Here is a 21,399-nt window from a genome sequence, read left to right on the forward strand (position 1 = left end):
CTTTATGCACTAACTATTAATGCAGTTGCAATTGCAGATAAGCCTTTGCCTTCTCCGGTAAAGCCAAGTCCATCAGTTGAGGTGGCAGATACTGAAACCCGCGCGCCAGCTAAGGCTTTAGAAAGCGCAGCAATTGCTTCAGCCCGCCTGACAGAGATCTTGGGCTTATTACCAACTATCTGAACTGCAACATTTTCAATCTCAAAGCCAGCAGCTTTGATCTTTGTCAAAGTTTCACTCAATAATTTGCTGCCAGATGCTCCAGCATACTTTTCATCTGCCACACCGAAATTTTCTCCCAAATCACCAAGATTTGCAGCTGATAGGAGTGCATCACATATGGCATGAGCTGCCACATCACCATCTGAATGACCTTCTAGTGCTACCTCATCCCAGATTAATCCAGCAAGTAATAACTTCTTAGATTTATCACTTCCAAATGCATGAGCATCAATACCAATTCCTACCCTAATTTGCTTAGTTGAGGTCGGAAGAAGTATTTGAGTTGCAGTTGCTAAATCTGATTTTGTGGTGATCTTAAGTGCTCGCTCTTCTCCAGCAATTACCTTTACAGCAACACCAATTGCCTCAACCAATGCAGCATCATCTGTTGCATCGCTAGAGGCTGCGTGAGCTCTTTCCAAAACTGATCTAGTAAATCCTTGCGGGGTTTGAACTGATCGAAGTGTTGATCTATCTGGTGTGTTTCGAACATAACCTTTGCTATCTACCTCTTTGATAGTGTCAATTACATCAAGTGCGGGAATTACTGCTTGTTCACCATTGATTAATTGCGCAATTACTGTGGCAGCAAGGGTAGTTGAGGCAAGCGCCCTTGCTGCATCATGGACCAGTACATACTCATATTGATTTGGAATCTTAGACAGTGCGATTCGAATACTCTCACTTCTTAATACGCCACCCTCAATAACCTCAACTGCGTCCCCAAGTAATTTCTTGTACTCTTCAACAAAACCAGCAGGTGCAGTAACAATAATTAATTGAGCAATGGGCGCTAAGTTTGTAACAGCGTGCTCGACTAGAGTTTTATCAACTAATTTAACTAGGGCTTTGGGCAACTCCGCCCCTAGACGGTTTCCAGCACCAGCTGCTGCAATTATTGCCGCAGTTTTATTAATCATGACAGTAAATTACTGCCAGTTAAGAGGCGAGAACCTCATCTAGCAAGGTTGCTGCTTTTTCTTCATCTGTTCGCTCAGCTAAAGCTAACTCTGAAACCAAAATTTGCTTTGCCTTTGCCAACATCCGCTTTTCACCAGCTGATAATCCACGATCTAGATCACGACGATATAAGTCGCGAACTACTTCGGCAACCTTAATAACATCACCAGAGGCAAGTTTTTCTACATTTGCTTTATATCTGCGAGACCAGTTGGTTGGCTCTTCGGTATATGGCTGGCGTAATACATTAAATACGCGATCTAATCCTGCGCTATCAACAACATCCCTGACGCCAACTAAATCAATATTCTCTGCTGGGACCCGAACTGTTAAATCACCTTGGGCTACCTTTAAAACCAGGTAGATCTTCTCTTCACCTTTGATTGTGCGCTTTTCGATTGCTTGAATCTGTGCTGCTCCGTGATGTGGATAGACAACTGTTTCGCCAACTTTAAATGTCATGGGAGGAAAAGGCCTTTCGATAGGGAGCAATAATACCAGCATTTTGCGACCCATTTCACCCCCATGTATTAGTGGTTATTTTTGAGGATATTCACCCATATCTATAACCTGTAGCCATGGCAATCTCAATAAGAAAATTACTTGTATTAGCTCTCATCACAACTTCATTGACTGGCTGTGGTTCTGGACGAACTGCAGAAACTCGAATGATTAAACAGGTTACAGATGGTGTTGAAGGGCAAAGTAATGAGGTCAGATTGCGTAATGTTTTAATTGTTAAAGATGAAATGGCACAAGGCATTTTAATCGGCACTTTAGTCAATTGGTCTGATGAGGCAGATGTATTAACTGGGATTACAATCAATGATCAAGCGGTGACGCTTTCAGCAAGCAGCTTTAATTTGGCAAAAAATAAACCAGTTATCTTTGCAGGTCCATCAGCAAATGCTGATGCTTTCATTCCACAAATAACTAATGCAATTGGTGAAAGAGTTGATATCACCTTCAGTTTTGCCAAGGCCTCACCGGTAAAACTTAATGCTTTAATTGTGCAAAATGATGGAATTTATTCAGATCTACTTCGTTATAAGCCCGCTACTGCAACCTCTTAGTTTTCGAACTTATAACCTAAGCCTCGAATTGTTTGAATATAAACTGGGTTGGCAGGATCTGATTCAATTTTTGCCCGTAGCCGCTTTACATGCACATCTAGCGTCTTAGTATCACCAAAGTAATCTGAGCCCCATACCCGGTCAATTAACTGCGTGCGGGTGAGCACTCGGCCACTATTTCTTACCAAAAACTCTAACAACTCAAACTCTTTTAATGGCAGCGCGACAAGTTGATCATTAATAGAAACTTGATGACGCTCAACATCAATTTTCACTGGACCTGCGCCAATTACAGCAGTGGGGCTTGCCTCTGGTTCACTTTGTCTGCGCAGCACCGCTCTTATCCGCGCCACTAACTCGGCCTTTGAATAAGGCTTAGTGACATAATCATCTGCACCTAATTCAAGACCGACCACCTTATCTACCTCAGTATCTTTGGCGGTTAACATAATTATGGGCACCGCAGATCTACTACGAAGTTGTTTACAAACTTCAGTTCCTGAAAGTCCAGGAAGCATTAAATCAAGCAGCACAAGATCAGCTCCGGTCTTATCAAAGGCTGCAATTGCGCCATCCCCAGTATCTGCCACCGTGACATCAAAGCCCTCTTTACCTAAAACATATGAGAGTGCGTCAGAAAATGACGCTTCATCTTCCACAACCAAAATTTTTGTCACTTATTTCCCCTCAACCTGAGTTTGATTCATTGATGCTGATTCACTCATCAAGGGAAAACGTAGGGTGAAGGTGCTGCCTGCACCCTCAACAGACCAAAGTGAGACATCACCACCATGATTTGTGGCGATATGTTTCACAATTGAAAGTCCCAATCCAGTACCACCAGTTAGGCGCGAACGCGCTGGATCAACTCGATAAAAACGTTCAAAGATTCGCTCTAAATCTTTTTCAGGAATACCAATTCCTTGATCTGAAACCGCCACCTCAGCCAATCCATTTGAAACCTTTAATGTGATTGCAACTCTGGTGCTATCTGGGCTGTAATTGATCGCATTTTCAATTAGATTATGAATTGCCATGGTGATTTGATTACGATCACCAATAGTCTTGGCATCCACACCTGTCTCAGCAAGTAAGGTGATTTTTCTTTTTTCTGCATTTAATCTAGATTGTTCAACCGCTTCGCCAATGACCTGTGATAACTCAACAGCTTTACCATTTTTCAATGGATCATCATCTTGTAATCGAGACAAGTTTATGATTTCCTGCACCAGATCAGATAATCGCTTCGCCTCCGCCTGCATTCGACCGGCAAATCTTGCTACCGCCTCTGGATCATTTGAAGCCTCTAATACCGCCTCACTTAATATCGAAAGTGCACCAATTGGTGTTTTAAGTTCATGTGAAATATTGGCAACAAAATCTCGCCTAATAAAATCAAGCCGGCGCATCTCACTATCATCAAAAATTAATATGGCGATTAACCCAGCGTCGCCAATAGTTGAAACCCGCACCAACAAATCATGGGTGCCAGCACCAACTGGACCTCTAGGTAGTGTCATGGTGGCATCTTGTGGGGCGCCAGATCTGCGAACCGCCCTGACTAAATTACTTAACTCTTTATTTTGAATTCTTTCATCTTTTATTAAATTTAAATTACTTACCTTCTCTGAGTAGTAAATAACCTGATCACTTGCTGTCACCACAATTGATTCAGCATCTATTGCTTGTAGTAAGTCAAAACTTTGAGTGGATAGATCATTTTGGGGTTTGGTGTTTGAGTTTGCTACCTCTTGCCTATTTTTAAATCCCCAGATCACCCTCTAATGGTAGGAGCAGGGGGGTGGTTTGGATAACCAAATGTTGGTCAGATGGGTATCAAATCCATTTTTTTACCATTTATTAAAGAGTTGTTCACCCACCTCCCCGCACAAGTGGGTATTTGCTATTACCTTTAGCCAATGCGTGAGCAATTTCAAGAAGAGTTAGCTGCAGTCACCACCACCTTAGTTGAGATGGCTGGGCTGGTGAAGGTGGCGATGAATAATGCCACTACAGCGCTTTTGACCGCAGATTTGAGCTTGGCTGAAAAAGTAATTGCGGATGACCTAATTATAGATGAGACCCAACATGAGTTGGATGCTAGAACTATTAATTTAATTGCCAGACAAAGCCCGGTAGCGACAGATCTAAGAACTCTAGTCACCTCACTTCGCATGAGCGCCGATCTAGAGCGTATGGGAGATCTTGCCCACCACATCGCCAAATCTGCTCGGATGCGCTATCCCGCAACCGCTGTGCCACCTGAGTTGTCATTAACTATTGAGGAGATGGGCCGAGTTTGCGGAAATATTATTGACAAAATGAGTCTGGTTCTAAAAAACCGAGACACTGACCTGGCACTTGAACTTGAAAAAGATGATGATGAGATTGATTTGCTGCATCGAAAGATTATTACCACCCTGCTAGATCCAAATTGGCAACATGGTATTGAAACTGCGATTGATATGACCTTACTAGGTAGGTATTACGAGCGATGTGCCGATCACGCCGTATCTATTGCCCGCAGAGTTTACTTCTTAGTTACTGGTAAATATGCAAATGAGAGAGCTTAACTCTTACCCTGATTAGCAACCGCTTCAATTGCAGCTTTAGCAGCCTGCGGGTCTAAATAACGACCACCCTTTGTAATTGGTTCAAACTCTTTATCAAACTCATAGTAAAGCGGAATGCCAGTTGGGATATTAACCTTTGCAATATCAGCATCTGAAATACAATCAATGTGTTTAACGATTGCTCGCAGTGAGTTACCGTGAGCGGTAATTAAGACCGTCTTACCCGCCAACATATCCTTACTAACCTCACCAGTTAGATATGGAATAGCACGTGCTACCACATCCTTTAAGCACTCTGTTTTGGGAAGCAGCTCACCTAACTCTGCATACTTTGGATCATTTATTTGTGAGTACTGATCATTATCTGCAATTGCAGGAGGAGGGGTGTCAAAGGATCGTCTCCATAGATCAAACTGTGATTGTCCGTAGGTAGCAAGTGTTTGTGCCTTGTCCTTTCCTTGCAGAGCGCCGTAATGTCGCTCATTGAATCGCCAGGATCTATGTGTTGGTATTCCTGTTTTACCACACTTACTTAAAGTGATATCTGCAGTATTTATCGCTCTCTTTAAGAGGGAGGTGTGTAATACATCAGGCAGTAAATTTGCCTGCATTAGTAATTGACCAGCTCTAGCAGCCTCTACCTTTCCCTTTTCAGATAGATCAACATCAACCCAGCCGGTGAAGAGATTTTTAGCATTCCAGGCACTCTCACCGTGACGCAATAAAATTAACTTATAACTCATAGTTATTATCCTTTCACAAGTGATTAAATAAAATGCTCAAAAGCTTTTAGATTAGCCAAGGACTCACCCCGAGATACCCGCCAAGCCCACTCACGACGGATGGCGGAGGAAAATCCCAACTCAAGTAATGGATTAAAGGATGAGTCGGCATACTGCAATACCGCGCCCAGTATTCGATCTATCTCTCGCTCATTAACCGCATCAAGGGGTAATCTGCCCACCAGATAAATATCACCTAACTCATTTACTGCAAATGCAATTGAATACATTGAGGCATTTTTATTTAGTAAATACTCAAAGACTGCTGCCTTATTCTCGTCCGGCTTTCTAATAACAAACGCGTTAATACTCAAAGAGTGATCACCAATTATGAGAGCACAATGGGTTTGCTGCTTAGCCTCACCTGGCAAGGTAATTAAATAGGTATTTTCATCCTTTTGTTCATAATCTAAATCATGTGATGATAAGAAATCATCGATTACTGCATTTGGATCAAGCATCTGATAAGTACTTAGATACCCATAAAGTTGGCTTGATTATTAAAATCTGCGTTTATTGAGCGCAGCTCTTCAAATGTGCCCTGGTTAATAATCTTGCCTTTATCAATGTAATAAATCATGTCTGCACTCCTTACCACCGATAGGCGGTGGGCAATAAAGATAACTGTGCATTCACCAGTTAATTTCAAAATAGATTCTGAAACTCGATTTTCAGTCTCAGCATCTAGTGCGCTCGTTGCTTCATCAAAAATAACAATTTTCGGCTTTGTTAATAGCGCTCTGGCAATACCAAGTCTTTGACGTTGGCCACCACTCAAGTTCTTGCCTGCATCACTAATTCGATAGGAAAGCTGCCCATCTAAACCTTTAACAAATTCAGATAGATCAGCCAAATCCAACGCCTGCCAAACTAGATCATCTGGCACAGAGTCTGGGTTAAACCCTAAGCAAATGTTCTCTTTGACTGTTGAGTTTTCAATAAATACATCTTGCGGAACGTAACCTATTGAACCTGGCCACTTTTTAATCGCACCAACGGGTGCAAGACCAGAGATTGATATTGACCCAGAAGAAGGCGCCAATAAGCCTAAAATTAAGTCCACTAAGGTGCTCTTGCCGCCACCTGATGGTCCAACAAAGGCAATGAATTTACCTTCGCTAATCTCTAGTGAAACATCCTGGATTGTGGCATTAATGGCATCTGTGTAGGTAAATTTAAGATTTTGTAAATTCAATTTCGGTGAGAAATCCTTATGGTTTGTCGTGATTAAAGTTTCAGTTTTCTCTAACTCTTTGACACCGTTTAGCTCATCAATTAACTCAAATGTTGGCTTAGCTCCAGACAAGCTTGCCTTCACCGTAATTACATTTTGCTGTAGTCGAATTATTGCAGGTGCAATTCTTGTGCTTGCCGCTAGGAATACTGATATAACCGCAATAGCTCTGTTTGAGTCAAATAAATAAAATTGAATTCCTGCAACTACAGCAATTCCTAGGATGACTGAAATCTCAATTGTGTATTTACTAATATTGGGTAGAAACTTAATTTCAGCATCGTAGCCAGCTAATTTCATCTTAGTTTTGCGAATTTCATTTACATAGAATTCTCTACCACCCTTAATGAAAAGATCTCTAAAGGAGTTTATGCCTTCTGATACTTTTTGACTAAAGTAAATGCTTTCATAGGTGAATTTACTATTTAATGTCGCTACCCTTTTATGAAGTAAGAAATACAATAAAAATCCAATTCCTGTGAAAACAATGAATGTGCTAATTGAGGTGACTGGATCCACAAGCATCAAACCAATCAAAATCACTAAAAGCAGCACTAAGTCTGAGGCTATAACCACCAAATTTGTCACTGCACCGCCAACTAATCTTTCTACTCCACTAGTAACGTTGTAAATTTGGTGCTGAATAGATTTGCTAAAGATTTTTTCCACATGTCGATTTAGCATTTTTGATACCAGGGAGCTAGAAATCTGAGCATTTCGAATACTCATATATCTAAGAGTTCTTCTTAAGAAATACACCGAGAGAATCGTCTTTATGATGAAGAAAAAAATCGCGGTAACCCCAAGTATGATCATTAAGTTCCGCTGTGGTAACCCATCTAGATTAACTATCTCAAGGAATCTAGAGACTTGATCACCTGCTGTTAACCCTTGTAAGCCACGAATCAAAATCGCAGAGGTTATGCCAATAAGTGCGACTCCAAATAAATCTAGAAAAGCCAGAAAAGTATTAATTATTAATACAAAGACCAGTTTAAAACGATCTTTTTTTTCTAGGAGTAGTAAAACTCTTTTAATCTCTGTAAATTTAAATAGAGAAGGATTAACGAAAACCATACGAGGACTATACCCAATAAACCATAGCGATATTTTGCTTATGAATTAAGGTATGTAACTCTTACTGATTTCTAAGTATTTTGAACTTTTCTTGGTTCATATCCTTACCAAGTGCCCAGTCATAAACATCTAGAGTTTTTCTGGCAGTCATCTCCCAACCAAAGTGGCTGGCATGTCCTACTGCGCCCATTGATAAGAGCAATCTTCGTTGTGGTTCAGCGATTAATCTTGAGATAACAGCAGACCAAGCCTTTGGATCATGTCCATCAACTAAAGAGCCAGAGATTCCATCTGAGACAGCTGTTCGAAGTCCACCAATAGCAGTTGCAACAACTGGTGTGCCACAAGCTTGTGCTTCAAGTGCTACTAAGCCAAATGATTCAGAGTAACTTGGCACGCAAACTAAATCACTTGCGCGATACCAATCAGGAAGAACTGTGCGTGATACTGGATCAATGAAATGTGTAACATCTTCAACCTTTAAAAACTTTGCAAGTGATTTAAGATTTTCTAACTCATTAACGCCGCTTCCAGAGGCCCCACCCATAATTACAACTGCAAGCTTTGCTCGTAGGTATGGTGAGTGAGCAACCATTTCAGCTGCAGCTTTTATCAATACATCAGGACCCTTATGAGGTTGGATTCGACCTACAAATGTAAGCAGGGTGGCGTCCGGTGCAATATTTAATCGCTCACGTGCTGCCCCTTTGCCGTCCGCTGGTGAAAAACTTTGCAGATCAACACCAGGGGCAACAACAAATACTCGATCAGGGCAGGCATCATAGAGTGAAACTAAAGATGCAGCTTCAGCATCTGTATTTGCAATTAGACCAGTTGCTGCCTTTACTACTTGCTCTTCACCTATTGCTCTAATTTGAGGCTCTGGTTTTTCACCATCTGCTAAATTTAAATTCTTAACCTTGGCAGTTGTATGCATAGTGTGAATTAATGGAGTTCCGGTTGCCTCACTTACTACCCAACCTAATTGTCCTGAGATCCAGTAATGAGAGTGAAGAAGTGAGTAATAATCTTTAGGTAATTGTTTTTGGTAATTCATAAAAGCACTTGTTAGCGCTCCTAATTGGCTGGGCAATGCCTCTTTAGATAAACCTTCAAAAGGTCCTGCAACTAGATGCTTAACATTGACCCCATCTGCAATCTCAATACTCTCCGGCAGATTTGGTTTATTTGCTCTTGTAAAAATCTCTACGCTAACTCCTGCTTGGGCCATCTTCTTGGCTGTCTCCACGACATAAACATTCATGCCACCGGCGTCCCCTGTTCCCGCTTGATCAAGGGGTGAGGTGTGAACCATCAAGGTAGCAATCTTTGAAGTGCGTGGGGATTTCATACCACTAAGTCTAACTCAATTAAAAACCCAATTACCCATGGAATACATCCATGGAATCATTCGAAATTCTGAATACAACTGGCCTGCCTAAATACAACTTACTCTTAAATCGGACATAAGCCTTTTCATTCTCTTTTATATCGACCGTAAAGGTATGAGAACCCAATGAATTCATAATAAAAGACTCCTTTGCTAACCAATTTGTCATATTTAAGGAAATGTTCGGAGTAATTTTCATTTTTCCCGAGGTTGGATTTGTGAAGACAAATTCATATTTTGCAGGGCCTCTTAGGCAATGTTGAACTGTATAAAACCTTGGAATTAATCCACTGTTTCCCAATGGTTGAACTTCTCCTCTAACTAATGCCACTGCATCAAGATTTCCGTGGACATAACCTTTGACGCCTAGATTTTGGTACTCGTAGCCGCAATAGCCCCGCTCGGCCAAGAAACTTCCCGCCATATCTGTTTTGTCATAGATAGGTGGATGAAAAACTGAAAATGTTGCAGCCTCTTTGATCTCACCAGTCATTAATTCACTGAGCTTTATGGTTTTACGGCCAATGTTTTCAACTGTAACACTTCTACTTCCTAGTAAATTTCCTGTGGAGCTAAAGAAATAAAAGTTGACCACATAAGGCTTAGATTCATTGTTATCACCCATAATTAAGCCTGAAACATTTAGCAACTCAAACTCAGTATGCCAATCGTTACCTTTTTTAATTGGAAATAAATCACTTATTACAGCAGTCTTTTCGGTGGGTATTTTAGTTAAATTCTTATTGATAAACATAAATAATTTTGCTCGTCGCTTGATCTTGGTGGCTTTGATTATTACATCTGTCATGCTTTCACCAATTTTTCAATCCAAGATGTCTTTATTTTACCTTGGATGCCTCTCCGGTCGCCATGTAGCACCAGGCTGGCAGGCGGATGGGTATGTTCAAGACTGAGCATTTTTCCAGATTTTGCTATTCCTAACCCAAATGGGATTCCTGCAATGTTCGAAGAATAAAAAATCGGCAAATCGGTGGGTTTAAAACTATAAACATCTAAAGGGATTGTAGTTAGTGAATTGGTACTAATTAGTGAGTCTGCAATAAAACTCTTGTCATAACTGTTAAACATAGATATTTTGCCAGATTCAATTTTTGCATCACTGGTTACATTCAATACAAGTAGATTATTTATGACCTCTCCAAACTGTATGAATGGGTGAAACGTTAAAAGGCTAGCTTTTGGTGGTAGTGGTTCAATATCTGCCTGATAACTTACTTGAGTAAATTGATTATAGAAACCAGCTGTATTTCGCCAGGCTGGAATCTCGCTATACCAAACTTTTTTTGATGGCAGCGAGTTAAGTTGAGAATCTAGTGGTTTCAAAGAAGGATAAATTAGTGCTAGTCCTGTGGCTAAGCATTCCTTATCCACATCTGCCGTAGTTATTCTAGCTTCGTCGCCTACTCGCATCTCCATCAGTTTTTTAGAATTCCAAGTTTTCCCATTGCTCCAGAGCAAATAGATTTGAACAGGCTTATGAATTCGATTTTCCCAATTATTGGGGCCTTCATAAATTAAATCACAAAAACCCTCAAGGTTTGGTGTTTTCATTAATGGAAAAAACATTATTGGTCCCATCCGGGCTTAACCCAAATTTGATTTTCTCTGAGCTCAATTTTATCAATAGAAATCAATTTTACGAAACCAAGTTTCGTTAACATCCCCTGAACTTCAATATTTTGATCCTTATTTTTCTCATCGATTTCAATCAAGATAGATTTAGAATTACCAAAAGTTTTCAGGCCACCTTGAAGTACTTTACTTTCTAAACCATCAACATCAATTTTAATATGTTCTGGATTTGGTATGTGAAAAATCTCAACTAATGCGTCTAGCGACAGTGCCAGTTGCGAGGAAATTTTAAAGTTAAGCATTTCAGTGCCATCTTGCGATTTATTACTTCCGGAGGAATTATGGGCACCACCCCAGATGTTATCGCCCTCCTGCATGTAGAAATTTTCAATTTGATTTTCATTCGATAAGGACAAGGGGACAATTGTTATTTCGTCCTGCAAATTGTTTGTTTGCACGTTTCGAAACAATAGCTCTAAATTCAAAAACGAGGGCTCAAAGGACATTACTTTGCAATCTCTTACCGCTGCTGCATAAATTGAGTACATACCAACATTTGATCCAATGTCGTAAATTACCGATTTAGTTTTGATTTTGTTCAGCCATGCTATTGTCTCTGGTTCTTTTGTTAATAAAGTTTTTGCCCTATAAAAAGCAAGCCAATTTGGTATATGGAAATATAGATACTTATTGTTAATCTTACTTTTATATGTAACATCCCAAATTTTTTGCAGTCCTAAAGAAGTGGCAAATCTTCCTCTTGGCAACTTTGTAATAAAAAAATTGGTAAACACTAATAATTCAGCGAATACATTTTTGTAAACTTCATAAAGCCTACTTTTCATGCTTTATGTTTCATGACTGAACTTATTTGCATTCTTTAATATTACATTATCAAGCATCTAGAGTAGAATCACCTTAATAACTACAGATTCGAGGAGAATTGAACCTTAGAGACATTATGAGCCTCGTCCCAACTAGTGTTTCTGTTATTTCTTGCCGCGAAGAAAGCTCGATTTATGGTTGCACTATCTCCTCGCTGGTCAGTGTTAATGTTCAAGAAGAAAGTCCTGAAATTGTTTTTGTGCTCAAAAAGCAATCACTTGTGGGAGATAAAATCAGAGCGAATAATTTTTTTACTATAAACGTTTTGTCTGTCGGTCAGGATGGGGTAGCACATAAATATAGTACAGAGAGATTACCTGATAATATTTTGGATTCCAATTGGATCGTTGATGGTAATTTTGCAGCAATATTAAACTCTAGAATTACTATGAATTGTAAGCTTCTTAAGATTTATGATAACCATGCAGCTAATATTTTCGTTGGTCAAGTAGTTAAGTACTTTGGTGATCATAGTAAGCCATCTTTGATTTACGATGCTAGAAGGTATGGAAGATTTCAATCCAATTAATCTAGTGATGGAACTACACGTCCAACTTCATGCTCTCCGCCATAAATCTTCACACTCTCATCCGGCATCGCAACGCCCCACCTCTTAAAGATTTCCATAATGATTGGCGCAACTGGTCGCCAAGAGCCATCAATTATCTTTATTGCAATCACTCTCCCATCACTTAACGCACACACCTGCACACCCTCTGCCCCCTCCTTCATAAACAATCCAGGTACAGCTCGCATCATACGAGTTGTTAATCGGCCATCTCCGGCAACTAACTCTGGGTATTTCATGCAAACTGAAAATATCTGCTGATAAGGATCTTCTTTGGATTTAACTAAATTTGAAATAGCTTTTGCTAATCCGATTAATGAGATTGCAAATAAAGGCGCCCCGCAGCCATCAACACTTGTTGCACTCACCTTTTCACCAGATAGCTCTTCGATCTCATTTTTAATTGCAACCTGCAATGGGTGATCTAGATCTAGGTAGGTCTTCATATCCCAGCCATTTTGCTGACAGGTCATAAGTATTCCAGCATGTTTGCCACTGCAGTTTTGGGCTAACTGGCTTGGCGCTTTATCACCCCAAGTGATTTTCTCTTTCTCACCTAGTGGCTTATCAACAGCGTTTTTAAGTTGTGAGGTTGAAAGTCCTCGGGATGTGAGCATCTTGGTTACTAAATCAATATGTGATTGGGAGCCAGAGTGGCTGGCGCAAATGATTGCTAACTCATTTTCTTCCACTTTAAGTCCAGCCTTAAGCATTGCAGCTGCTTGTAAGGATTTGATGGCACTGCGTGGATAGATTGGTAGATCAGGTGAGCCTTTTGATAAATAGGTTGAACCATCTGCATTTAAAACTATTAAGTGGCCTAGGTGGAGGGACTCAACTAAATCACCACGTGACACTTTTGCTAAAACCTCGCCAGCAAATTTCTCGTTAATTTTCTGATTGTCTTTCAAGTGAGGACCAAAGATGTGCTTGCAATGTTTGACCTTGTGCTGCCATGTCATAGGAGGTGAATAACTCACCTTCAACTAATCCATATAACCTAGAACCAGCGGTAACTATTTTTGCAGATGGGGATGAGTAACCCTGATCCATCTCAAGTTGAATCTTGGCGCCTTTAACAACTCCAACCCAACCTTCAGCAATGCCGGTGTTATGTGCAAGTAAAACTTCAAGCACATTGTTTTCTTTAACCCGCCAAAAACCAACTTCAGAGGCAGCCGGTCTAATAATTTCATCATTTTCATCAATGATCCAAGAGCGGGAGAAGTAATTTAGGAAAGCCCTACCGTCGTGATTAAATGAAACCTCTTGGGCAAATTGAAAACCTGGCACATTTGGATACTCACCACGTCCTTTTCCACGCCAAGTGCCAATTAACCAGGCAAGTGGCATTAAATCTGGATGCAGATTATCTGGGATAGTAAATGCCATTATTTTTTATCTGCCTTTAATGTTTTCTTAAGCCCAGTTACACCCTTATAAATTAAAAAGATTGAAAAGGTGAGCGAAGCAACTATTAACAAAATAGTGGTCAAAATTTCCATAGACTCAGTATACATTCAATAAATAAGGAAATTAACAAATGTTCATAGTTCACTACACATTTACATAAGTATTTTACTGCCATTAAATTTGTGAAAAATCACATTGATAAATCCCAATTTATCAAATAGCACAAGGTGCATAAGAACGAGAATAAATCCTCGCTAGCATACTTCTAGTACCACCGAAATCCTGTAGGCTATTCTTACTATGAAAATCCTAGTTACTGGCGCAGCTGGATTTATTGGAAGTGCGTTAGCTCAAAGATTAGTAGGCGCTGGCCATCAAGTTACTGCGATTGATAATTTCTCTGATTACTACGATGTAAATTTAAAAAAATTAAGAATCAAATCTCTACTTGAGCCGGTTGGTTTGCAGGTTACTAATTTAGATATTTCTAAGCCAAATGAAGTCGCAACTTTGATTGATTCAATAAAACCCGATGTAGTAATAAACCTGGCAGCTCAAGCTGGGGTTAGATTAGGACTGAGTGAAACCTATAAGTATGTTGAAAGTAATTTAATTGGATTTAGCAATGTCTTAATTGCAACAATAGAGAACAAGGTACCATTTTTTTTATATGCATCCTCATCAAGTGTTTATGGTGATAAAGCTTCGATTCCTTATAAAGAGTCTGAAACAAACTTACATCCAAATAGTTTTTATGGTGCCACCAAGTTGGCTAATGAACTCTTAACGCCAACATTGGTTAGAAACAGTTCTACGGCCGCGAGGGGACTTAGATTTTTTACCGTATACGGTCCTTGGGGTAGACCAGATATGGCTTACTTTCGAATGATCTCCAATGTAGTTTCAGAATCTGAGTTTAGTTTTTATGGTGATGGATCTATAGAGCGCGACTTTACTTATATTCAAGATTCTGTTGATTCAATTATTGCTCTAACGGATGAATTAAAATCAAGAAAACCTGGTTACTCTGATTTAGTAAATGTTGGAGGAGGAAGACCACTATCTATGAATTACCTGATGGAAACTGTTAGCTCACTAGCTAACAAGAAGGTTTCATTTAAGAGAGTGGATGGTAATTTAAGTGATGCAGTTAAAACTATGTCTGATTCAACATATATACAAAAAATAAGTGGTACTAAGCCAAATACTAAGCTTGAAGAGGGATTGGCGAAAACATTTGAATGGGCCACCCAGAGTGAAATTTCTATAAACTTAGATAAATGGGTAAATTCAGTAAAATAAAAGATAAAAATATTTAAAGGTTTTTATGGCTGAATTAATTGTAAGAATTCAATCTGTAATTTGTTTTAAATCTACTAAGGTAATTTGTACAGAAAATTAGATTATTACTACTTCAAAACAATAAATTCTTGTGAGGCGCTAACTCCCTCACAGATTAAGGTGGCATCGACTGGCACGTTCCGCTTAATAACAGCTAGTGCAATTGGTCCTAACTCATAGTGGCGGGCAACTGTGGCTATAAAGCCCACCTCTTTATCCTCTAAAAATACCTTTGCGCCATTCTCTGGCATAGCAACCATTGAGCCATCTAAGTGAAGCCTTACTAACTTTCTTGGCGGCTGTCCTAAGTTAAATGCCTTTGCCACAGTTTCTTGGCCTCTATAGCAACCTTTATTCATATGTACTGCCTTATTTATAAAACCTAACTCATTTGGAATTGATTTATGATCTGTTTCAAATAACAATCTAGCTCTACCTTGCGATACACGCTCTGCCTCCAGCGCCCACATTCCAACTTGGGTATGAGATTTACTAAATGCTTCCGTTGTTTCCTTTAACTCAACCCTTGGAACAAGTGCGTATGGGCCACCTAGTAAATCTGATTTACCTGGTGCTCGTAACACTGCGTAATCATTTGATTGATCTTTGACATCAACCTCTAACATAAATTTCATCTTGTTTAAATAATCTAAAATCTCATTTGTTCGAGATTTTTCTGTGTGTAACCAGGTGGTATTGCCATCATCAACTAGCAACAATTGATCAATCACATGCCCCTGCACATCAAGTATTAAAGCTTCAACCCACTTACCAGCCTCTAACTTTTCAAGGTGTTGAGTAGTTAATGAATGTAGCCAGGTAAGGCGATCCTTACCTGAAATTGAAATTATTCCCCGGTGTGATAGATCTGCCCAAGCATTTCCTGCTTCTAATGCTTTTTGCTCCTGATTTGGCTCACCAAAGTGCCAAATAGCACCTTTATCTGGACCTGACTCAACTAATACAGCTGTCATTACTTACCTGATTTATTTGCGCATTTACTACATAATCCATAAACAGCAAAGTGTGTTACATCTGTCTTAAATCCATAATCATCCGCCAAGGTGTTAACAAAATTTGCAGCAGTTTCAATTGGGGCATCCCCAATCCCTTCACACTCTGAACACACAAGATGCAGGTGGGTTAACTCTTCCGCTGCATGATAGGTCGCACCACCATGACCTAAATGAGTGTGGAGTACTAAGCCAACATTTTCTAATGTTTCAAGGTTTCGATAAACAGTTGAAAGATTAATCCCAGGATGGGTTGCACGAACTTTTTCGGCTACCTCCTCCGGTGTGGCATGGCCAAGCTGTCTAACTGCTTGCAGCACTAACTCACGTTGTGGAGTTAAGCGAAGCCCTTTTTCCCGCAGCTCATTTGGTTTAGCCATGGGATAAGTCTAACTGGCTCTCTAGCACTACCTAATTTCTTGAAGTTATGCGAGATTTAGCACGCAAAAGGATTAAGTAGAACTGGCAACCTAAGCAAAAACCAAAGGCCGCATTTAAAAAGGCTGCGCCTAGCGCAAAGCTAGTTGCAATTAGAAAGAGGGTTGTGTTGCCAGTTAAGCCTCCCAGTAATGCGGTTGCAGCAAAGAGTGCGCCAACTAATTGGGCAAATCTTGGGGCTGCCTCATTCTCACTTGGTACTGGCCCTGAAAGCCGTGGCTGAATTAAATTGCGATAGATAAAACCATATAGGGATCTGCGAAGTCCAAATAAGACAGCTGATAAAAAGACTGCAAATTGAAATCCAATAATTAAGTTAGATTCTGTCACCAGTGCTGCTGATAAAACCACAGTTGTGATTGCTGCGGTATATCTTGGGCCTCTGGCATCGATTAATCGTTCAGGCTTTACTTGAGTTGTGTTTGCCACTTTTCTCTCTCCTTTGTTAGATAAATAGAATTAATTTTGTAAAGCTAAGAAATTAACTATTTATCCAACACATGCAACCTTTAGCGCGGGCAAAATCGATTACGCGCCGCTTTGTGAAGTAAACAGGTTGTACGTAGAACATGATGTGAATTTTACGATATTTACTAGATTACTTCTTGCAAAGCATTTGCACAAAAGCCTTAGATAGCTTTGATTGCCTTGATAAGTTGATCACGTTTTGGCGCACCCTTTGCCCTGGCAATCTCAAACCCCTTGCTGTCTAAAAATAGGGTGGTTGGAGTAGAGCGAATATCAACTCTTCTAACCAAATCAAGATTGGATTCAGCATCAACTTCAACATAGGTGATGTCCTTAGAATCCTTAACTACATCTTTAACAATTGCTTTTGCAGTTCGGCACTCAGAGCAGAAGGTGGTAGAAAATTGCAGAATGGTAAGACGGCTGCCATATATTCCACCGAACTCACCCTCTGAAATTTTCAACTTTGATCCTTTTTTAATAACGCCCTTTTTTGCGCGCATAATTAGCCCAATTACTGAAGTTATGGAGATCAGTAAAAGTAGTGGCAGCAAACTTTCCATAGCGGTATTCTTGCACTCTTATGGCACGTCTACTTCTTCTGACAAACTCAAGCGGTGCTAGCGCTGATGTGATGCCGGCACTTGCCTTGTTGCAGCATGATGTGAAGATCTTGCCAATTGAGGCCTCAGTATTAGTTGAACCTCCAGTAGTTGATTGCCTACTAATTGATGCCCGTCGTGATCTGCCAGCAGCTAAATCATTTACCAAGTTAATTACCTCAACTGGAGTTGAGGTGCCAATCATGGTTATTACAACGGAGGGCGGCCTATCTGCAATAAACGCGGATTGGGGCATTGATGATGTAATTCTTGATACCGCAGGTCCTGCCGAAGTTGATGCACGAATTCGGATTGTGATTGGCCAATCTGCAATTGCGCAATTAGCCAGTAATCCATCCTCTGGTGAGATACGAAGTGGTGAGGTAATAATTGATGAGTCCTCATACACCGCCAAGATAAAGGGACGTGTACTTGATCTGACCTTTAAAGAGTTTGAATTGCTTAAGTACTTAGCCCAACACCCAGGCAGAGTATTCACAAGATCTCAATTACTGCAAGAGATCTGGGGATATGACTATTTTGGTGGAACTAGAACTGTTGATGTTCATATCAGACGTCTTCGTTCAAAGTTAGGTCCAGAGTTTGAGGCAATTATTGGCACGGTGCGTAATGTTGGCTACCGCTTTTCAGTACAGAATAATCAAACAACAGCTGATATTAATTAATACCCCTTGCAACACTTAAATCACCTATCTAAATCACAACAGGAAAGTGCTTTGGCTTTGATTAAAGCTGCTCATGATTTTGATGGAACACCTCCTATTGCAGAGCATGTATTACTTCACCTTCGCCATGGTGGTGATAAATCAGATTCACACATAGTTTTTGAAAGTAGCAATCAAGTAATCGCATACGCCCACCTTGATACAACTGATCTAGTGGCAGGTCCTAGTGTTGAAGCGGTTGTCCATCCAAACCATAGAGGCAAAGGATTGGGAGCTTTGATATTAAAGGAGGCAATTAAAGTATGTGGTGATAAAACTCGAATCTGGTCACATGGTGACTTACCCGCAGCAAAGGCGATTGCTACATCTTTAAATCTTGAACGTCTTTGGTCAAATCTTTTAATGAGTAAATCACTAGGTGAAATACAGCCAGTAACTTCCAAATACCCCATCCGCACATTCATTCCAGATCTTGATAATCAAGCATTTCTATCACTAAACAATAAAGTCTTTTCTAATTACCCTGATCAAGGTGGGTGGAGTGGGGATGATTTAAAGGTAAGGCTTAATGAGGCTTGGTTTGAAAAAGAGGGATTTTTTGTAGCAGAGGCTAAGGGTGAATTAATTGGATTTTGTTGGACCAAAATACATGGAGCTCACACCCATTCACACAGTGGTGGCGATGAAGATCATGGCCATGACGCACTCGGTGAGATCTATGTTTTAGCCGTCAACCCAGATTACAAAGGGCAGGGTATTGGTCGGGATTTAACAATTACTGGACTTAATTACTTAAAGTATCAAGGGCTAAACAATGTGATGTTATATGTTGGGGTTGAAAATAAACCTGCATTTAATCTTTATAAATCACTTGGCTTTAATGAGTTTGGCAGTGATGTTATGTATAGGGTTAAAAGTTAAGTTATAAATCTTCAGTAAAGGTAATTAGGCACTCAATATAACTATCGCCTTGGATTCCTAAGTTTTGGGCATCAGGAGGTGCTGTCACAGGTTCAATGCAAATACCATCTTCGTCCTGGCTATAAACCATCCAGTAAGGCGTATCGCACTCCATTGTTAATCTGGCAGCTCCCGGCCAAATAATCTCAGGAACTCCTTTAATCTCTATAAATGTGTCATCCCATGGTGGTTGGGTTGGCGTGATGATTTCACCAGTTGGCAGGTAATCATCACCTCTTTTAAACATCTTATTAGCTGCAAATAAAAGCTCGGCTGAATCTCCCTTACCAATCTCACGGGCAAACCATGGATGAAAACCTAGTGTTACCGGCAGATCACAACCATTTGCTTCGTAATCAAGTGACCAGCGAATTGCATTATCTAAGATCTCATAACTTTGCGTAACAGTTGCGCCATTAAAGGGTGATGGCAGCTCTAAGAATTGCCGGCCACCGCCAATATCCTCCCAAGAGGATTGAGCGCCGTATCCAATTAATGCATGTGGCGGATCAAAGTTATTTGGTAATTGATGTTTATTTCCCTTTGAATCTTTAATGATTCCATCTTTAATTCTTCCGGCAAAGGGCGCCATTGAAAACCAACCCCAGGTTAAATCCTGTCCCCGAAAAGGAACTGTAAACTGCATATCTCGCCACTGCACAGATGCAAGACGTGCTCCTTGATCTAAATCAATTGCTATTGAGATTTGATCTCCATCAATATTTAACACTTACTCAATCTCCTTTAATGTTGGTGGATTAGCGCCACTTCTAGAAACAGTTATAGCAGCAGCCTTTGCAGCCCGTTTGAGCATCATTTCTAATCTCACCCCACTCAAAGTATCCAGACCATCTTTCACAATTGCCTCAATTAAAATAGCACCTACTGTGTCACCAGCCCCTACTGTGTCAGCAACTGCAACCTTTATGGCATCAACACTTACCTTTTCACCTACTCGATAACCTACTAACCCTTTATCACCAGATGTAACCACAATCAGTGATGGCCCCTTTGCAAGCCAATTATCAACAACCTGCTCAATTTCAAGAGATGGGTAAAGCCACCTTATATCTTCATCACTTACCTTTACAGCTGATGAAATAGATACCCATCGCTCAACTTGCTTTACATATTGCTTCCTGTCATCCATAACAGCTGGCCTAATGTTTGGATCAAAAACTATTGGTACACCTTTTGACACAGGTTGCGCCCATTCAAATAACACAGAGGCTCCTGGTTCAATTACTGTGGCTAGGGTTCCGATGTGAAGAAGTGCTGGCTGTTCAGATTGAGGATTTGGTAGCCAATCTAGAGTGAAATCAAAGGTGGCAGTATTTTCAATTACAAACTCATAGGAGGCAGATCCTGTATCACTTAGTGAAACTATTGCTATACATGTTGGCTTATCTGAATACTTTACGTAATCAAGTTTTACACCTGTGCTAACCAATTCATTCTTTGCCATCTGACCATACTTATCAAATGAAATCCCATCAATAAAATGTGTATCAATTCCAATCTTTGCAAGTGCTTTTGCTGTATTGGCTGGTCCACCACCGACAATTGGTTTTCGATCTGAACCATCTGGAATTAAATCAATTAATACTTCACCTGCTACCCAAACTTGACTCATTAAAGCTCTTCACCTTTTCGCGCCAAAAACTCAGTTAAAACTTCAACTGCAAATAAGTGGTCTTCAACTTGAGGTAATCCGCTAATAATTAAAATTCCCCTAAAACCTTCATCTATAATCAAGGGAAGCGCCCCACCATGAACAGCATGTGTTTCATCATGTAAATTGTTTTCTTTATGCCAATCAACTCCACGCTCTTCGGCAGAAACTCTTTCATACATTGTTGAATGCTGCTTTAACTTAACTACGGCAACCTTACGATTTATCCACCAGTCATTTTCAGGTTTTGATCCTTGTAGGGAGGCGTGGAAGACGATCCAATCACCAATTCGAACCTGGATCGCTATTGGAACTTTTCTTTGATTACCTAAAGTAGTTGCAATCTCACCGATTTCAACTGCGTCTGAATTTGTAAGTGAGGGAAGCTTTAAAATTTGCTCTTCATCTAATAATTGCTTGCTGCTAAAACCGCCAGTTGTCATACCCGT

General features: G+C 40.2%; 26 protein-coding genes. 6 read left to right on the top strand and 20 right to left on the bottom strand.

The window, feature by feature from the left end; genetic code table 11:
* Nucleotides 1-2 precede the first annotated feature (2 nt).
* Nucleotides 3-1,142 carry a 2-C-methyl-D-erythritol 4-phosphate cytidylyltransferase gene (ispD, locus tag B1s21160_RS05595; protein WP_095672738.1) on the bottom strand — a complete coding sequence of 380 codons (1,140 nt, stop codon included), beginning with the start codon at nucleotides 1,140-1,142 and terminating at the stop codon, nucleotides 3-5.
* A gap of 19 nt (nucleotides 1,143-1,161) precedes the next feature.
* Nucleotides 1,162-1,644 (bottom strand): CarD family transcriptional regulator, encoded by a 483-nt coding sequence (locus tag B1s21160_RS05600; protein ID WP_095672739.1) that lies wholly within the window; start codon nucleotides 1,642-1,644, stop codon nucleotides 1,162-1,164.
* Between the two features lie 116 nt (nucleotides 1,645-1,760).
* Between B1s21160_RS05600 and B1s21160_RS05605 the strand changes: the two genes are divergently transcribed.
* Nucleotides 1,761-2,255, top strand: coding sequence for a hypothetical protein (locus B1s21160_RS05605; protein WP_095672740.1), 495 nt, complete (start codon nucleotides 1,761-1,763; stop codon nucleotides 2,253-2,255).
* On the opposite strand, the gene B1s21160_RS05610 is transcribed toward B1s21160_RS05605, so the two are convergent.
* The gene (locus B1s21160_RS05610) at nucleotides 2,252-2,932 is read right to left on the bottom strand and encodes a winged helix-turn-helix domain-containing protein (RefSeq protein WP_095672741.1); all 681 of its coding nucleotides are present in this window, start codon (nucleotides 2,930-2,932) and stop codon (nucleotides 2,252-2,254) included. The two genes, B1s21160_RS05605 and B1s21160_RS05610, sit on opposite strands and share 4 nt — an antisense overlap.
* Entirely contained in the window at nucleotides 2,933-4,033 is a 1,101-nt protein-coding gene (locus tag B1s21160_RS05615; protein ID WP_190276939.1) for a sensor histidine kinase, read from the bottom strand.
* 141 nt (nucleotides 4,034-4,174) lie between these two features.
* On the opposite strand from B1s21160_RS05615, the gene phoU reads away from it, so the two are divergent.
* Nucleotides 4,175-4,828 carry a phosphate signaling complex protein PhoU gene (phoU, locus tag B1s21160_RS05620; RefSeq protein ID WP_095672742.1) on the top strand — a complete coding sequence of 218 codons (654 nt, stop codon included), beginning with the start codon at nucleotides 4,175-4,177 and terminating at the stop codon, nucleotides 4,826-4,828.
* Here the strand turns inward: phoU and B1s21160_RS05625 are convergent.
* The 7 genes from B1s21160_RS05625 to B1s21160_RS05655 form a co-directional block, all read right to left on the bottom strand.
* The gene (locus B1s21160_RS05625) at nucleotides 4,825-5,571 is read right to left on the bottom strand and encodes a phosphoglyceromutase (protein WP_095672743.1); all 747 of its coding nucleotides are present in this window, start codon (nucleotides 5,569-5,571) and stop codon (nucleotides 4,825-4,827) included. The genes phoU and B1s21160_RS05625 overlap by 4 nt on opposite strands.
* A gap of 23 nt (nucleotides 5,572-5,594) precedes the next feature.
* Nucleotides 5,595-6,071, bottom strand: a complete 477-nt coding sequence (locus B1s21160_RS05630) for a type III secretion system chaperone family protein (protein WP_095672744.1) — start codon at nucleotides 6,069-6,071, stop codon at nucleotides 5,595-5,597.
* 11 nt (nucleotides 6,072-6,082) lie between these two features.
* On the bottom strand, nucleotides 6,083-7,921 hold the full coding sequence (locus tag B1s21160_RS05635) for an ABC transporter ATP-binding protein (protein WP_095672745.1): 1,839 nt from the start codon (nucleotides 7,919-7,921) through the stop codon (nucleotides 6,083-6,085).
* 61 nt (nucleotides 7,922-7,982) lie between these two features.
* Entirely contained in the window at nucleotides 7,983-9,272 is a 1,290-nt protein-coding gene (gene mshA / locus B1s21160_RS05640; RefSeq protein WP_095672746.1) for a D-inositol-3-phosphate glycosyltransferase, read from the bottom strand.
* Nucleotides 9,273-9,303: 31 nt separating this feature from the next.
* On the bottom strand, nucleotides 9,304-10,119 hold the full coding sequence (locus tag B1s21160_RS05645) for a hypothetical protein (protein ID WP_095672747.1): 816 nt from the start codon (nucleotides 10,117-10,119) through the stop codon (nucleotides 9,304-9,306).
* Complete coding sequence (locus tag B1s21160_RS05650) at nucleotides 10,116-10,910, bottom strand: hypothetical protein (RefSeq protein ID WP_095672748.1); 795 nt, start codon at nucleotides 10,908-10,910, stop codon at nucleotides 10,116-10,118. Before B1s21160_RS05650 ends, B1s21160_RS05645 begins: the two co-directional genes overlap by 4 nt.
* Nucleotides 10,898-11,749: an FkbM family methyltransferase gene (locus B1s21160_RS05655; RefSeq protein WP_095672749.1), complete on the bottom strand. Its 852-nt coding sequence runs from the start codon at nucleotides 11,747-11,749 to the stop codon at nucleotides 10,898-10,900. The genes B1s21160_RS05650 and B1s21160_RS05655 overlap by 13 nt, the downstream gene beginning before the upstream one ends.
* A gap of 116 nt (nucleotides 11,750-11,865) precedes the next feature.
* Here B1s21160_RS05655 and B1s21160_RS05660 point away from each other — a divergent pair, with 116 nt between their 5' ends.
* Nucleotides 11,866-12,318, top strand: a complete 453-nt coding sequence (locus tag B1s21160_RS05660; protein WP_095672750.1) for a flavin reductase family protein — start codon at nucleotides 11,866-11,868, stop codon at nucleotides 12,316-12,318.
* On the opposite strand, the gene B1s21160_RS05665 is transcribed toward B1s21160_RS05660, so the two are convergent.
* Together B1s21160_RS05665 and B1s21160_RS05670 are read right to left on the bottom strand one after the other, a co-directional pair.
* Nucleotides 12,315-13,268 (bottom strand): asparaginase, encoded by a 954-nt coding sequence (locus tag B1s21160_RS05665; RefSeq protein ID WP_095672751.1) that lies wholly within the window; start codon nucleotides 13,266-13,268, stop codon nucleotides 12,315-12,317. The genes B1s21160_RS05660 and B1s21160_RS05665 overlap by 4 nt on opposite strands.
* Nucleotides 13,246-13,749 carry a heme-binding beta-barrel domain-containing protein gene (locus B1s21160_RS05670; protein WP_095672752.1) on the bottom strand — a complete coding sequence of 168 codons (504 nt, stop codon included), beginning with the start codon at nucleotides 13,747-13,749 and terminating at the stop codon, nucleotides 13,246-13,248. The genes B1s21160_RS05665 and B1s21160_RS05670 overlap by 23 nt, the downstream gene beginning before the upstream one ends.
* Before the next feature lie 321 nt (nucleotides 13,750-14,070).
* Between B1s21160_RS05670 and B1s21160_RS05675 the strand changes: the two genes are divergently transcribed.
* Nucleotides 14,071-15,072, top strand: a complete 1,002-nt coding sequence (locus tag B1s21160_RS05675) for an NAD-dependent epimerase/dehydratase family protein (protein ID WP_095672753.1) — start codon at nucleotides 14,071-14,073, stop codon at nucleotides 15,070-15,072.
* A 107-nt stretch (nucleotides 15,073-15,179) separates the two neighbouring features.
* Here the strand turns inward: B1s21160_RS05675 and ygfZ are convergent, their stop codons facing one another.
* From ygfZ to B1s21160_RS05695, 4 genes are all read right to left on the bottom strand, one after another.
* Nucleotides 15,180-16,085, bottom strand: coding sequence for a CAF17-like 4Fe-4S cluster assembly/insertion protein YgfZ (ygfZ, locus tag B1s21160_RS05680; RefSeq protein WP_095672754.1), 906 nt, complete (start codon nucleotides 16,083-16,085; stop codon nucleotides 15,180-15,182).
* On the bottom strand, nucleotides 16,085-16,504 hold the full coding sequence (locus B1s21160_RS05685) for a Fur family transcriptional regulator (RefSeq protein ID WP_041868678.1): 420 nt from the start codon (nucleotides 16,502-16,504) through the stop codon (nucleotides 16,085-16,087). The genes ygfZ and B1s21160_RS05685 overlap by 1 nt, the downstream gene beginning before the upstream one ends.
* A gap of 31 nt (nucleotides 16,505-16,535) precedes the next feature.
* Nucleotides 16,536-16,991: a DUF4395 domain-containing protein gene (locus B1s21160_RS05690; protein WP_095672755.1), complete on the bottom strand. Its 456-nt coding sequence runs from the start codon at nucleotides 16,989-16,991 to the stop codon at nucleotides 16,536-16,538.
* Nucleotides 16,992-17,191: 200 nt separating this feature from the next.
* Nucleotides 17,192-17,593, bottom strand: a complete 402-nt coding sequence (locus B1s21160_RS05695) for a thioredoxin family protein (RefSeq protein WP_095672756.1) — start codon at nucleotides 17,591-17,593, stop codon at nucleotides 17,192-17,194.
* A 20-nt stretch (nucleotides 17,594-17,613) separates the two neighbouring features.
* On the opposite strand from B1s21160_RS05695, the gene B1s21160_RS05700 reads away from it, so the two are divergent.
* Nucleotides 17,614-18,318, top strand: coding sequence for a winged helix-turn-helix transcriptional regulator (locus B1s21160_RS05700; RefSeq protein WP_095672757.1), 705 nt, complete (start codon nucleotides 17,614-17,616; stop codon nucleotides 18,316-18,318).
* Nucleotides 18,319-18,324: 6 nt separating this feature from the next.
* On the top strand, nucleotides 18,325-19,239 hold the full coding sequence (gene mshD, locus B1s21160_RS05705; RefSeq protein WP_095672758.1) for a mycothiol synthase: 915 nt from the start codon (nucleotides 18,325-18,327) through the stop codon (nucleotides 19,237-19,239).
* A gap of 1 nt (nucleotide 19,240) precedes the next feature.
* Here mshD and B1s21160_RS05710 read toward each other — a convergent pair whose 3' ends face one another.
* Genes B1s21160_RS05710 through B1s21160_RS05720 form a run of 3 tightly spaced genes read right to left on the bottom strand, consistent with a single transcriptional unit; the run spans nucleotide 19,241 to nucleotide 21,393 of the window.
* The gene (locus tag B1s21160_RS05710) at nucleotides 19,241-20,008 is read right to left on the bottom strand and encodes an aldose epimerase family protein (RefSeq protein WP_095672759.1); all 768 of its coding nucleotides are present in this window, start codon (nucleotides 20,006-20,008) and stop codon (nucleotides 19,241-19,243) included.
* On the bottom strand, nucleotides 20,009-20,911 hold the full coding sequence (locus B1s21160_RS05715; protein ID WP_095672760.1) for a carbohydrate kinase family protein: 903 nt from the start codon (nucleotides 20,909-20,911) through the stop codon (nucleotides 20,009-20,011).
* Nucleotides 20,911-21,393 (bottom strand): heme-degrading domain-containing protein, encoded by a 483-nt coding sequence (locus B1s21160_RS05720; RefSeq protein ID WP_095672761.1) that lies wholly within the window; start codon nucleotides 21,391-21,393, stop codon nucleotides 20,911-20,913. The genes B1s21160_RS05715 and B1s21160_RS05720 overlap by 1 nt, the downstream gene beginning before the upstream one ends.
* Nucleotides 21,394-21,399 lie beyond the last annotated feature (6 nt).

The organism is Candidatus Nanopelagicus hibericus, assembly GCF_002288005.1.
Taxonomy (GTDB): Bacteria; Actinomycetota; Actinomycetes; order Nanopelagicales; family Nanopelagicaceae; genus Nanopelagicus; species Nanopelagicus hibericus.